The 11,826-nt window shown below is 66.7% G+C and carries 14 protein-coding genes and 1 tRNA gene; 12 read left to right on the forward strand and 3 right to left on the reverse strand.

Going from position 1 to position 11,826, the window contains the following annotated elements:
* Positions 1-443: 443 nt before the first annotated feature.
* The 3 genes from CHB86_RS09415 to CHB86_RS09425 form a co-directional block, all read right to left on the reverse strand.
* Entirely contained in the window at positions 444-1,073 is a 630-nt protein-coding gene (locus CHB86_RS09415; RefSeq protein WP_089232782.1) for an HD domain-containing protein, read from the reverse strand.
* Between the two features lie 64 nt (positions 1,074-1,137).
* Positions 1,138-1,365 (reverse strand): hypothetical protein, encoded by a 228-nt coding sequence (locus CHB86_RS09420; RefSeq protein WP_089232783.1) that lies wholly within the window; start codon positions 1,363-1,365, stop codon positions 1,138-1,140.
* Positions 1,366-1,373: 8 nt separating this feature from the next.
* On the reverse strand, positions 1,374-2,027 hold the full coding sequence (locus CHB86_RS09425; RefSeq protein WP_089232784.1) for an alpha/beta hydrolase: 654 nt from the start codon (positions 2,025-2,027) through the stop codon (positions 1,374-1,376).
* Positions 2,028-2,194: 167 nt separating this feature from the next.
* Here CHB86_RS09425 and iscR point away from each other — a divergent pair, with 167 nt between their 5' ends.
* The 12 genes from iscR to CHB86_RS09485 all read left to right on the forward strand — a co-directional run bounded on the left by iscR (position 2,195) and on the right by CHB86_RS09485 (position 11,743).
* Complete coding sequence (gene iscR, locus CHB86_RS09430) at positions 2,195-2,662, forward strand: Fe-S cluster assembly transcriptional regulator IscR (protein ID WP_089232785.1); 468 nt, start codon at positions 2,195-2,197, stop codon at positions 2,660-2,662.
* Positions 2,663-2,774: 112 nt separating this feature from the next.
* Entirely contained in the window at positions 2,775-3,824 is a 1,050-nt protein-coding gene (locus CHB86_RS09435; RefSeq protein ID WP_089232786.1) for a cysteine desulfurase family protein, read from the forward strand.
* Positions 3,825-3,859: 35 nt separating this feature from the next.
* Positions 3,860-5,383 carry a Fe-S cluster assembly protein SufB gene (sufB, locus tag CHB86_RS09440; RefSeq protein ID WP_089232787.1) on the forward strand — a complete coding sequence of 508 codons (1,524 nt, stop codon included), beginning with the start codon at positions 3,860-3,862 and terminating at the stop codon, positions 5,381-5,383.
* A gap of 142 nt (positions 5,384-5,525) precedes the next feature.
* The gene (locus tag CHB86_RS09445) at positions 5,526-6,425 is read left to right on the forward strand and encodes a polysaccharide pyruvyl transferase family protein (RefSeq protein WP_141134860.1); all 900 of its coding nucleotides are present in this window, start codon (positions 5,526-5,528) and stop codon (positions 6,423-6,425) included.
* Complete coding sequence (locus CHB86_RS09450; RefSeq protein ID WP_089232788.1) at positions 6,422-6,733, forward strand: heavy metal-binding domain-containing protein; 312 nt, start codon at positions 6,422-6,424, stop codon at positions 6,731-6,733. The genes CHB86_RS09445 and CHB86_RS09450 overlap by 4 nt, the downstream gene beginning before the upstream one ends.
* Before the next feature lie 76 nt (positions 6,734-6,809).
* Positions 6,810-7,097: a hypothetical protein gene (locus tag CHB86_RS09455; protein WP_089232789.1), complete on the forward strand. Its 288-nt coding sequence runs from the start codon at positions 6,810-6,812 to the stop codon at positions 7,095-7,097.
* Between the two features lie 82 nt (positions 7,098-7,179).
* Entirely contained in the window at positions 7,180-7,935 is a 756-nt protein-coding gene (sufC, locus tag CHB86_RS09460) for a Fe-S cluster assembly ATPase SufC (RefSeq protein ID WP_089232790.1), read from the forward strand.
* Position 7,936: 1 nt separating this feature from the next.
* Entirely contained in the window at positions 7,937-9,232 is a 1,296-nt protein-coding gene (locus CHB86_RS09465; RefSeq protein ID WP_089232791.1) for a SufB/SufD family protein, read from the forward strand.
* 3 nt (positions 9,233-9,235) lie between these two features.
* The gene (locus CHB86_RS09470; protein WP_089232792.1) at positions 9,236-9,742 is read left to right on the forward strand and encodes a YIP1 family protein; all 507 of its coding nucleotides are present in this window, start codon (positions 9,236-9,238) and stop codon (positions 9,740-9,742) included.
* An 11-nt stretch (positions 9,743-9,753) separates the two neighbouring features.
* Positions 9,754-10,368, forward strand: coding sequence for a YIP1 family protein (locus CHB86_RS09475; RefSeq protein ID WP_089232793.1), 615 nt, complete (start codon positions 9,754-9,756; stop codon positions 10,366-10,368).
* A complete protein-coding gene (locus CHB86_RS09480; RefSeq protein WP_089232794.1) occupies positions 10,361-11,581 on the forward strand; it encodes a cysteine desulfurase in 1,221 nt (406 codons plus the stop codon). Before CHB86_RS09475 ends, CHB86_RS09480 begins: the two co-directional genes overlap by 8 nt.
* A gap of 85 nt (positions 11,582-11,666) precedes the next feature.
* Positions 11,667-11,743, forward strand: a tRNA-Arg gene (locus CHB86_RS09485).
* Positions 11,744-11,826: the final 83 nt, after the last annotated feature.

Genomic DNA, 11,826 nt, shown 5'->3' on the forward strand with positions numbered 1-11,826 from the left:
CGACCCGGAGCGCCGCCTGGTGCGCATGGCGCTGGTGACGGTGCCCTTCGCGCTGGCGTTCTTCCTGGTGGATGGCGGCGCGCCGCTGACGCTGCTCTTCGTGGCGATCCTCGCCCAGCAGCTGGCCGCCAGCACCGAGGACGGGCCGGCCGTGGCGGGCGCGATGCTGGCGGCGAACCTGATCGGCGGCCTCGCGGCGGTGACTGCCCATGAGCTCGTCGTGGCGGCGACGTTCTTTCCGTTCCTGGCGCTGGTGGTGCTGGCGGTCTGCCTAGGTTTTGGCTGGTGGCACGCCTCCGAACGCCCGGATTCGGCGTTGGCGGGCTCGGCCATGACGACCTTCCTGATCCTCTTCGGTGGCGCGATCGCGCCGCTTTCCGACAGCGCCGAGGTGGCGATGCTGAGCCGGCTCGGTCAGATCGGGCTTGCTCTGGCCTGGGTGCTCACGGCTTTCGTGGTTCTGGATGCGCTGCTTCCGGAGCGGGCACCGAGGCTGCCTGACTGGCGAAAAACCCAGCCACGCGGGCACGCACATGGTGCCAAAGCGCCGGGGCCCCACGCATGACCTTTTCCCCGACGCGGTCGTCGATCTGGTCGAGCGTCACGTCGTAGTCGATCCAGCTGCCGCCGCCATTGGCGAGGTTCAGAAGCAGAGGCTGCACGCGGTCGATGGTTTTCGCGAAGATCGCATCGGCGGTCTCCGCGGCCTCGAACTCGTCCCAGAGAGCGCGGAACTCGGTGGCCTGCGCCGCAGGCAGCAGGCCGAACAGACGGTCCGCGGCGGCGCGCTCCTTGGCGGCATGGGCCTCGGCATCGTGGACCTCGTGGATCGGCATGTCGCCGGCGTCGATTTCCACGATGTCGTGCAGCAGGAGCATCCGGATCACCCGGTCGATCCGCACCTCCGGCCCGGCCTCGTCTGCCAGGACCAGCGCGTACATCGCGATATGCCAGGAATGCTCGGCCGAGTTCTCGCGGCGCGAATTGTCGGCGATGGGCGTTGCCCGGAGCACACCCTTCAGGCGGTCGATTTCCTGCAGAAAGGCGATCTGGTCGGCGAGTTTATCGGTCATGCCCCGCCTTTAGGCGCTTCGTCGGGCAACGACAAGCGTTGCCCGTGCGCGCCCTTGCCCCGAGTCAGCCGCTCTTCGCGTCGGCCTGCTTGACCTGTGTCGTCAGGAACTCCCGCGCCCGGCGTTCGGCCAGGCGCATCCGGATCGAGGTCAGGTAGGCTTCCTCCATCGTCGTGGAGGTCGCGCCGAGCTGCTTTGCGACGTCGGTGATCAGGCTCTCCCGGCCAATCCGGAAGGCCTCCTCGATCGTGTCCTTCGCCAGGCTGTCGGCGAGATCCTCCAGGACGCTCATGGCGGGCCTCAGCGCGTGGTTTCGGTCAGCCGGCGGCGCACGTAGGTCTCCACGTGATCGAGCATCGGCTGCATGTAGGGCTCCTCGAAGAAGTGGCCTGCGCCTTCCATCTCTTCGTGGGTGACGGTGATGCCCTTCTGCTCGTGAAGCTTTGCAACCAGCGCCTGGGTGTCCTTGGGCGGGGCCACGCGGTCGGCTGCACCGTTGATGATCAGGCCCGAGGACGGGCAGGGCGCGAGGAACGAGAAGTCGTACATGTTGGCCGGCGGCGAGACCGAGACGAAGCCGGTGATCTCGGGGCGGCGCATCAGCAGCTGCATGCCGATCCAGGCCCCGAAGGAGAAGCCGGCGACCCAGCAATGCTTGGCGTTCTGGTTCATCGACTGCAGGTAGTCCAGCGCCGAGGCGGCGTCGCTGAGTTCGCCCACGCCCTGGTCGTACTCGCCCTGGCTCCGGCCCACGCCGCGGAAATTGAACCGCAGGACGGTGAAGCCCATGTTGTGGAACGTGTAGTGGAGGTTGTAGACGACCTTGTTGTTCATCGTGCCGCCGAACTGCGGGTGCGGATGAAGCAGGATCGCGATCGGCGCGTCCTTTTCCTTCTGCGGGTGATAGCGGCCCTCCAGCCGTCCTTCGGGTCCGGGGAATATCACCTCGGGCATGTGCCTGCCTCTTTCCTTGTCTGGTTGCGAATGCGTCATCGCGAGCGATTGACGCTATCGGTCGGGGTAACTAGAACACTTCCATTCCGTGGGCTGCATATAACAGCGGAGCCTGAGGCAGTTAAGCTCCCCCGAGGCCCACGTCAACCTTTCGGGAGGGGTGTTCCGTGAAACTCAGCACCAAAGGCCGCTACGCGATGGTGGCGCTGACCGATCTCGCGCTGGCCCCGGCCGGGGATCTTGTGTCGCTCTCCGAAATCAGCGACCGGCAGGACATCTCGCTGCCCTATCTGGAACAGCTCTTCGTGAAGCTTCGGCGTGCGGGACTCGTGGAATCGGTGCGGGGCCCGGGCGGCGGCTACCGGCTGGGCCGGCCGGCCGAGCAGATCCGGGTTTCCGAGGTCCTGACCGCGGTGGACGAGACGGTGAGCGCGCTGCACACCGGGGCGGGCGCCAAGGGCGGTGTCTCCGGCAGCCGGGCGCAATCGCTGAACAACCGGCTCTGGGAAAGTCTTTCGGCCCATGTCTACGTGTTCCTGCACCAGGCACGGCTGTCGGACGTGGTGAACAACGATCTGGCGCCCTGTCCGGCCGTGCCGTCGCTGTTCCAGCTCCACGACGATTGCACCGAGTAGCGCGCTGACCTATGACACTCCCGCCCGGTGGGCGCGGGAGACGATCTTTCCTGCGAAAGATCGCGCCTTCGGCATGGGTATTTGAGCCAAGAAGAAGGGCGGGCGGGAAAGGATGAGCCGGAGCTACCTCGACTGGAACGCCACGGCGCCGCTGCGGCCCGAAGCCCGCGCGGCGATGCTGAAGGCGATGGACCTCGTCGGCAACCCGTCCTCCGTACATGCGGAGGGGCGCGCCGCGAAGGCGCTGGTCGAGCGGGCGCGGGCACAGGTGGCGCGGGCGCTCGGCGCGGAGGGCGCCGATGTCGTCTTCACCTCCGGGGCGACCGAAGCCGCGGCGCTGGCGCTTGCCGGCCGGGGGCTGGTCGGCGCCGCGATCGAGCACGATGCGGTGGCGAGCTGGATCGACACGAGCCTGCCGGTCTCGGCGGGCGGCCTGGTGACGGTAAGCGAGCCCGGGCGCTCCACCCTGCAGCTGGCCAATTCGGAGACCGGGATCCTGCAGACGCTGCCGGAGGGGCTCGCGGTCAGCGACATGACCCAGGCCTTTGGCAAGGTGCCGCTGGCCTTCAACTGGTCGGGATGCGACATGGCGCTGGTGTCGGCGCACAAGCTCGGCGGACCGAAGGGCGTCGGTGCGCTGGTGCTGAAGCGGGGCCTCGACGTGGAGGCCCGCATCCGCGGTGGCGGGCAGGAGATGGGGCGGCGCTCCGGCACCGAGAACCTGATCGGAATCGCGGGCTTCGGCGCCGCCGCGGAAGCCGCGCAGCGCGATCTGGAAGCGGGTTGCTGGGAGCGGGTGGAAAAACTTAGAAGCATTCTAGAAAAAGCTCTGGAATCTTCCGCAAAGGATATTATTTTTGTCGGGAAATCGTCGAGGCGACTCCCCAACACATCCTGCATCGTGGTGCCGGGCTGGCGGGGCGAGACCCAGGTGATGCAGATGGATCTGGCCGGCTTCGCCATTTCGGCGGGATCGGCCTGTTCCTCCGGCAAGGTCAAGGTCAGCCGGGTCCTGCAGTCGATGGGACTCGGCGACGGCGCGTCCTGCGCGATCAGGGTGTCGATCGGGCCGGAGACGACGGAAGAAGAGGTTTTGCGGTTCGCCGAAGCTTGGGCGGCCGCCCATGGACGGATGATGGCACGGTCGGGGCAGGGCTCCTGAGCCGGCGCCGCCAAAGTAGACGGATTGGATAGGACATGACGGTAGTGGAAGAGAAGCTCGACATTCGGGAAGGTGTGGACCGCGAGACCGTCGAGGCTGTCCAGAACATGGGCACCTACAAGTACGGCTGGGACACCGAGATCGAGATGGACTATGCCCCCAAGGGCATCAACGAGGACATCGTTCGGCTGATCTCTGAGCGCAACGGCGAGCCGGAATGGATGACCGAGTGGCGCCTGGCCGCCTTCCGGCGCTGGCAGCAGATGGAGCAGCCGGACTGGGCGCTGCTGAAGGTGCCGGCCATCGACTACCAGGACCAGTATTACTACGCCGCGCCGGCCTCTATGAAGGAGAAGCCGAAGTCGCTGGACGAGGTCGATCCGAAGCTGCTGGAAACCTATGCCAAGCTCGGTATCCCGCTCAAGGAGCAGGCCACCCTGGCCGGTGTCGAAGGCGCGGGCGAGACGCCCGAGGAGGGCCGCAAGGTCGCCGTGGACGCCGTGTTCGACTCGGTTTCCGTGGGCACGACCTTCAAGAAGGAACTGGCCGAGGCCGGCGTGATCTTCTGCTCGATCTCCGAGGCGATCAAGGAGCACCCCGAGCTGGTGAAGAAATACCTGGGCTCGGTCGTGCCGCAGTCCGACAACTTCTTCGCGACGCTGAACTCGGCGGTCTTCTCCGACGGGTCCTTCGTCTATGTGCCGCCGGGCGTGCGCTGCCCGATGGAGCTCTCGACCTACTTCCGGATCAATGCCGAAAATACCGGCCAGTTCGAGCGCACCCTGATCATCGCCGACAAGGGCTCCTACGTGAGCTACCTCGAAGGCTGCACCGCGCCGCAGCGCGATGTCGCGCAGCTGCACGCGGCGGTGGTCGAGATCGTGCTGCTCGAGGATGCGGAGGTGAAGTATTCCACCGTGCAGAACTGGTTCCCGGGCGACGAGAACGGCCATGGCGGGATCTACAACTTCGTGACCAAGCGCGCGGATTGCCGGGGCGACCGCTCCAAGGTGATGTGGACGCAGGTCGAGACCGGGTCAGCGATCACCTGGAAATACCCCTCCTGCGTTCTGCGCGGCGAGGAGAGCCAGGGCGAGTTCTACTCGATCGCCATCGCCAACAACTACCAGCAGGCCGATACCGGCACCAAGATGGTGCACCTCGGCAAGAACACCCGTTCGCGGATCGTCTCCAAGGGGATCAGCGCCGGCAAGGCCCAGAACACCTATCGCGGGCTGGTCTCGGTGCACCCGAAGGCGAAGGAATCGCGCAACTACACCCAGTGCGACAGCCTGCTGATCGGCTCGACCTGCGGGGCGCACACCGTTCCCTACATCGAGGTGAAGAACAACTCGAGCCGGGTGGAGCACGAGGCGACGACCTCCAAGGTGGACGACGACCAGCTCTTCTACTGCCGCCAGCGCGGCATGGACGAGGAAGAGGCGGTGGCCCTCGTGGTCAACGGCTTCTGCAAGGAAGTGCTGCAGGCGCTGCCGATGGAGTTCGCCATGGAAGCCCAGCAGCTCGTGGCGATCTCGCTGGAAGGCTCTGTCGGCTGAGGCTTGAGGCCCGGAGGCGTCGTGCCGGGCCGGCAAGGGCCGGCGCCACGCCTCTCGGGTGCAACTTGGACAGGGCATTGCGTGGTGGCGCCGGGGTGGGCGACCCTGGCGCTTTTCGAAACGGTCGCAGGGATCGGATGGGATGGCCGCAGAGGCTCCGATAAAACTCTTCTGGTATCGCAAGGAGCCGAACTTCGGCGATGCGCTGTCACCGCTGGTGGTTGCGCATCTGGCCGGCCGTCCGGTTGCCTGGGCGCACCGGGGCGAGTGCGAGCTCTATGCCGCGGGCAGCCTGATGACGATGATCGCCAACGCCCATGCCGAGCCGCGCCACGATGGCAGCCGGCCGGTGATCTGGGGAAGTGGAATGATGGCGCCGGTGTCCAGCGGGTTCCTGGCAAACGTCCGGCTGGCCCTCCTGCGTGGGCCGATCACCGCGACGCTGCTGGGGCAGCGGGCGGAGGGCTATGGAGATCCGGGCCTGCTGGCGCCCGAGGTGCTCGGGGAAGCGCCGCAGCGGCAGGACAGGATTGGCGTGGTACCGCACCTGAGCAAGCGCGGGGACCCGGCGCTCGTGGCGGCGCTGGCGGATGACCCGCGGCTGGTGCTGATCGACGTCACCGCGGAAGATCCGCTGAACGTGGTGCGCCAGATCGCCTCCTGCGCCTACGTGTTCGCGTCAAGCCTGCACGGGATGATCGTGGCCGATGCCTTCGGGGTTCCGAACACCTGGCTCGATCCGAGTGGCAACCACGGGGCCGCTGCGCTGAAGTTCTACGACTACGCCGCCAGCGTCGGCCGCGCGTTGCCAGCGCCGCTGTCGGTGGACGAGATCGGCGCCGCGATCCGTGCGGGCCTTCCCGAAACCATCGGCCACGCGGCCGGTGTCTCGGCCTGCCGGCAGGCGCTGGTCGAGGCTTTCCCCGCCGAGCTCCGTGCCGGACAGGGGGCTTTCGCCGCGACGCGGGCGACAGATGGCTTCGGCCTCCGCGCCGAAGAGGCGCGCGCGTCGGGATACGAGATGAAAGGACTCGCGAGATGATCGTCACAACGACCCCGGCCGTCGAAGGCCGCCAGATCACCGAGTACTGCGGCATCGTCGTCGGCGAGGCGATTCTGGGCGCAAACGTGTTCCGCGATCTCTTTGCCGGCATCACCGACATCATCGGTGGCCGGTCGGGCAGCTACGAGGCCAGCCTCGGCGAGGCGCGCCAGACCGCCCTGCGGGAGCTGGAAGAACGCGCAGCAGCCCTTGGCGCCAACGCCGTCGTCGGGGTCGACCTCGACTACGAGGTCATCAACAACATGCTCATGGTCTCGGCCTCGGGCACGGCGGTCAGGCTCGGATAAGTGCTGATTTCGTCGAAATATCGCCCCGATTTGCGGCCAGTTTCCCTTCCCATAGGAAGTGGAAAGGTAGCGAGTGATGGCATACGCTGGGACAGCGGATCGGGGATTTGCCGAGCGGATTGCCCGGATCGAGAAGGGCAAGCAATGGACGCCCGACGGTGTCGTCGTGCCGTCCACCAAGGCCAGGAAAAAGAAGATCGGGCTGAAGCACCACAATCGCAGGATCACCATGATGCTGTCGGTTCTGCTGGTCGGGTGCCTGGTGTCCGTATTCTCCCACATGCAGGCGGAGCTTGCGGAAGAGGACGCCGAGATCGATCTCTCCGGGGTGACAGCCCTGTTCTCCACCATCACCGGCGGCTGACGCCGCTCTCCACCAACCGAATTTCGAACCCAAAGGCCGGGCCCTCCCAGGGCGCCGGCCCGCTTTGCATGCGAGGATGAAAATGCTGGAAATCAAGAACCTGCACGTGAAACTTGAAGAAGAGGACAAGCAGATCCTCAAGGGCGTCGACCTGAAGGTCGAGACCGGCAAGGTGCACGCGATCATGGGGCCGAACGGCTCCGGCAAGTCGACCCTGTCCTATGTGCTCTCGGGCCGTGACGGCTACGAGGTGACCGAGGGCGAGGCCGTGATGGATGGCGTGGACCTGCTGGAGCTGGAGCCCGAAGAGCGTGCCGCGGCCGGCCTCTTCCTCGCGTTCCAGTACCCGGTCGAGATCCCCGGCGTCGGCAACATGACCTTCCTGCGCACCGCGGTGAACGCACAGCGCAAGGCCCGCGGGCTGGAAGAGATGTCGGCCGCCGACTTCCTCAAGGAGATCCGCGCCAAGGCCAAGACCCTCAAGATCGACGCCGAGATGCTCAAGCGCCCGGTCAACGTCGGCTTCTCGGGTGGCGAGAAGAAGCGCAACGAGATCCTGCAGATGGCGATGCTGGAGCCCAAGATGTGCATCCTCGACGAGACCGATTCCGGCCTCGACGTGGACGCGATGAAGCTGGTCTCGGAGGGTGTCAACGCGCTGCGCGACGCTGGCCGCTCCTTCCTGGTCATCACCCACTACCAGCGCCTGCTCGACCACATCAAACCGGATGTCGTCCACATCATGGCCGACGGCCGCATCGTGAAGACCGGCGGCCCGGAACTGGCGCTCGAGGTCGAGACCAACGGCTATGGCGACATCCTGACGGAGGTGGCGTGACATGGCGTTGACCCAGCAGAAACTGGACGCCACGAGCATGCGCCTGGCCTCGCTGCAGCTGCCCGAGAGCGGCGCGTGGCTGGCCGAGGCGCGGCAGGCGGCGCAGGGGCGCGTGCAGGCGATGGGCCTGCCGCATGCCCGTGACGAATACTGGAAATACACCCGTCCCGAGACGCTGGTGCAGCCCGACGTGCCCGCGGCGAAGGTCTTCGAGCCCTACGAGACCGCCGTGTTCGACGACATCGACCGGCTGAAGATCGTGTTTGTCGACGGCGCGTTCGACGCCGAGGCCTCGGACGACCTGAGCCTTGCCGGGGTGGAGATCGAGACGCTCGAAACCGCCGGCGCGGCCGACATCCACTGGGCGCGCGACCTCTACGGTGTGCTGGAAACTCGCGGGCAGGACCCGGTGGAGCGGCCGCTGGCCGCGCTCAACACCGCCTTCGCGCGGGTCGGGGTCGTGATCCGGGTCACCGGCAAGGCGGCCAGGCCGATCAACCTGATCTACCTGAACCGCAGCGCCGATTCCGACGCCATGCTGCACCACGTGGTGAAGGTGGAAGAGGGCGCGGACCTGACGGTTCTGGAAAACGGTCCGGCCGCCGCGCGGCTGAGCACGGTGATGGAGGTCGAGGTCGCCGACGGCGGCGCTTTCCACCACGTCCGCACGCAGGGCCGCACCCACGAGCGTCGCGCCGTGACCCACATCTTTGCCCGTCTCGGCAAGGAGAGCACCTTCAAGTCCTTCACCCTCACCGCCAACGGCGCGCTGACCCGTAACGAGGCGGTGATCGAGCTGACCGGCGACGACGCGGTGGCCCACGTGGCCGGCGCCGCGCTCGGTGACGGGGCGACGGGGGATTTCCACCACGACGACACCGTCTTCATCACCCACGATGCGGAGCGCTGCGAGAGCCGGCAGGTGTTCAAGAAGGTGCTGCGCAACGGCGCGGTCGGCGTCTTCCAGGGCAAGATCCTGGTCAAGGACGGCGCGCAGAAGACCGACGGCTACCAGATCAGCCAGTCGCTGCTGCTCGACGACGACAGCCAGTTCCTCGCCAAGCCGGAGCTGGAGATCTACGCCGACGACGTCGCCTGCTCGCATGGCTCCACCTCGGGCGCGATCGACGAGGAGGGCCTCTTCTACCTGCGCTCCCGCGGCATCCCGGCACCGATCGCGACCGACCTCATGGTCATCGCCTTCGTCGCGGAAGCCATCGAGGAGATCGAGGACGAGAGCATCGCCGCCGACGTCCTGAGTCGCCTCGAAGGGTGGCTGGAGCGGCGCAGGGGCTGAGGCGTGTCGGTTTCCGCCGAGATCCTCCGGACCTTCCGGGCGCCGCGTCAGGTGATGCGGCGCCTGCTTGCCTCGCTGTCGGGCGATGACCGGCCGGAGGCGCGGATCCTGGTCTACCTGGTCGCCGGCTGCTTCGTGATATTCGTCTCGCATCTGCCCGCGGCGGTGGCGGGGGGGCCGCAATGGCCGCCAGAAGCCCCGGCGGAGGCGCGGGTTATCAACACCTTCTTCGGCTGGCTTTTCATCGCACCGCTGCTGTTCTACGGCCTCGCCGGCGTGGCGCACCTCGTTGCGCGTGTCATCGGCGGGCAGGGCAGCTTCCTGCGCTCCCGCGCGGCGTTGTTCTGGACGGTGCTTGCGGTCTCGCCGCTGATGCTCCTGCGCGGCATGGTGCAGCACCTGATCGGGCCCGGGGTGCAACTCCAGTCGGTGGAATGGGCGGTGGCCCTTGCGTTCTGCGCCCTGTGGGCCATATCGCTGGTCGAGGCCGAAACGGCCCCGGCAGGCTGAAGGCAGATAGGATGAGTGAACAACTTCCACGGTTTGGCGCCCTTGTCGTCGAGACCCTGCGGACCCCGCGCGACGCCGCGCGCCGGGTCATCGCGCTGAACCTGCCCGAGCGTGTCGGCTGGGAGGCGCTGGCGCTCGGCATCCTTCTGACCGTCGTCATCTTCGGCATTCCGGTCGAGCTGTACCTTCGGGACGCCAGCGACGAGGAGGCCGAGTTCGTGACCCAGGTCTGGGGCAACCCGCTGGTCGTGACCATCGGTCAGGCGATCAACAGCGTGGTGATGGTCTTTGCCATCGACATCATCGGGCGCCTCTTCGGCGGGCAGGGCAACCGCGCCGGCGCGGTGTCACTGGTGGCCTGGCACCAGATTTTCATCCTCGCCGTCGGCGTCGCGGGCGTGATGGTCGGCACGGTGGTGCCCTTCGTGCTGTCGCTGGTCGTGATCGGCCTGATCGTGCTGTGGTTCTTCGTGCTGACCCAGTTCATCTGTGCCCTGCACGGCTTCACCAATTCGCTCGCGGTCTTCGGGATGGTCCTGCTGTCGATGATCTCCATCGGCTTCCTCGTCACGATCGTGAACGGCATCCTCATCGCGATCTTCCTCGGAGGCTCTCCCAATGTATGACGTCGCAGCGGTCCGCCGCGATTTCCCGATCCTGTCGCGCAAGATCAACGGCCGGCCGCTGGTCTACCTGGACAACGGCGCCTCGGCGCAGAAGCCGCAGGCGGTGATCAACGCGGTAACCCGCGGCTATGCCGAGGAATACGCCAATGTGCACCGTGGGCTGCACACGCTCTCCAACATCGCGACCGAGAAATACGAGGCCGTGCGGGGCATCGTCGCGCGTTTCCTCGGGGTCGCCGACGAGCGCGAGATCGTCATGACCTCGGGCAGCACCGAGGGGATCAACCTCGTCGCCTACGGCTGGGCCGCGCCGCGGCTCCAGGCCGGTGACGAGATCGTCCTGTCGGTGATGGAGCACCACGCCAACATCGTGCCCTGGCATTTCCTGCGCGAGCGGCAGGGCGTGGTCCTGAAATGGGTCGACGTCGACATGAACGGCGATCTGGATCCGCAGGCCGTGATCGACGCCATCGGCCCGCGCACCAAGCTGGTGGCGCTGACCCACATGTCCAACGTGCTCGGCACGATGGTGGATGCGGCGGCGGTGGTCGATGGCGCCCATGCCAAGGGGGTGCCGGTGCTGCTCGACGGCAGCCAGGCGGCGGTGCACGGCCCGGTGAACCTCGACGCAATCGGCGCCGATTTCTATGCGATCACCGGCCACAAGCTCTACGGCCCCTCGGGCTCTGGTGCGATCCACATCCGCAAGGAGCGGATGGACGAGATGCGCCCCTTCCTCGGCGGCGGCGACATGATCCGCGAGGTCCACAAGGACGAGGTCACCTATGCCGACCCGCCGATGAAGTTCGAGGCCGGCACGCCGGCAATCGTGCAACAGATCGGCCTCGGCGTGGCACTGGAGTACCTGATGGGGCTCGGCATGGAGAACGTGTCCGCCCATGAGCGCGGCCTGCGGGACTATGCCCGCGAACGGCTGGAGGGGCTCAACTGGCTCAACCTGCAGGGGCGCTCGGCAGGCAAGGGGGCGATTTTCTCCTTCACCCTCGAAGGCGGGGCGCATCCGCACGACATCTCGACCGTGCTCGACAAGAAGGGCGTCGCCGTCCGCGCGGGCCACCATTGCGCCGGTCCGCTGATGGATCACCTCGGCCTCTCGGCCACCTGCCGGGCCTCCTTCGGACTCTACAACACGGTCGAGGAAGTCGACGCGCTGGTCGACGCGCTGGAGTTCTGCCACGAGCTCTTCGGCTAAGCGGTCCACAGGGCCAAACGATCGCGCCGCCGCATCAGATTGGGCATTGCGGGGCGCGGGCAGGTTGGCTATACGCCATCGGCACGCACCCGTAGCTCAGCTGGATAGAGCGCTGCCCTCCGAAGGCAGAGGCCAGAGGTTCGAATCCTCTCGGGTGCGCCACCGCCAAGCCCGCCTTTTCGCCATCCTCTGTCCTCCATATGCCATACATGACGGTGAATCAGTTCAGATCGGGCGCTCCATTC

It is taken from the genome of Tropicimonas sediminicola (assembly GCF_900188335.1).
Taxonomy (GTDB): domain Bacteria; phylum Pseudomonadota; class Alphaproteobacteria; order Rhodobacterales; family Rhodobacteraceae; genus Tropicimonas; species Tropicimonas sediminicola.

Excerpts from the sequence above, each read along its gene's own strand:
- CHB86_RS09475 (WP_089232793.1), top strand. The coding sequence starts at position 9,754 with ATGAGTGAACAACTTCCACGGTTTGGCGCCCTTGTCGTCGAGACCCTG.
- CHB86_RS09420 (WP_089232783.1), bottom strand. The coding sequence starts at position 1,365 with ATGAGCGTCCTGGAGGATCTCGCCGACAGCCTGGCGAAGGACACGATC.
- CHB86_RS09435 (WP_089232786.1), top strand. The coding sequence starts at position 2,775 with ATGAGCCGGAGCTACCTCGACTGGAACGCCACGGCGCCGCTGCGGCCC.
- CHB86_RS09480 (WP_089232794.1), top strand. The coding sequence starts at position 10,361 with ATGTATGACGTCGCAGCGGTCCGCCGCGATTTCCCGATCCTGTCGCGC.
- CHB86_RS09465 (WP_089232791.1), top strand. The coding sequence starts at position 7,937 with ATGGCGTTGACCCAGCAGAAACTGGACGCCACGAGCATGCGCCTGGCC.
- sufC (WP_089232790.1), top strand. The coding sequence starts at position 7,180 with ATGCTGGAAATCAAGAACCTGCACGTGAAACTTGAAGAAGAGGACAAG.
- CHB86_RS09425 (WP_089232784.1), bottom strand. The coding sequence starts at position 2,027 with ATGCCCGAGGTGATATTCCCCGGACCCGAAGGACGGCTGGAGGGCCGC.
- CHB86_RS09455 (WP_089232789.1), top strand. The coding sequence starts at position 6,810 with ATGGCATACGCTGGGACAGCGGATCGGGGATTTGCCGAGCGGATTGCC.
- CHB86_RS09445 (WP_141134860.1), top strand. The coding sequence starts at position 5,526 with ATGGCCGCAGAGGCTCCGATAAAACTCTTCTGGTATCGCAAGGAGCCG.
- CHB86_RS09450 (WP_089232788.1), top strand. The coding sequence starts at position 6,422 with ATGATCGTCACAACGACCCCGGCCGTCGAAGGCCGCCAGATCACCGAG.
- CHB86_RS09415 (WP_089232782.1), bottom strand. The coding sequence starts at position 1,073 with ATGACCGATAAACTCGCCGACCAGATCGCCTTTCTGCAGGAAATCGAC.
- sufB (WP_089232787.1), top strand. The coding sequence starts at position 3,860 with ATGACGGTAGTGGAAGAGAAGCTCGACATTCGGGAAGGTGTGGACCGC.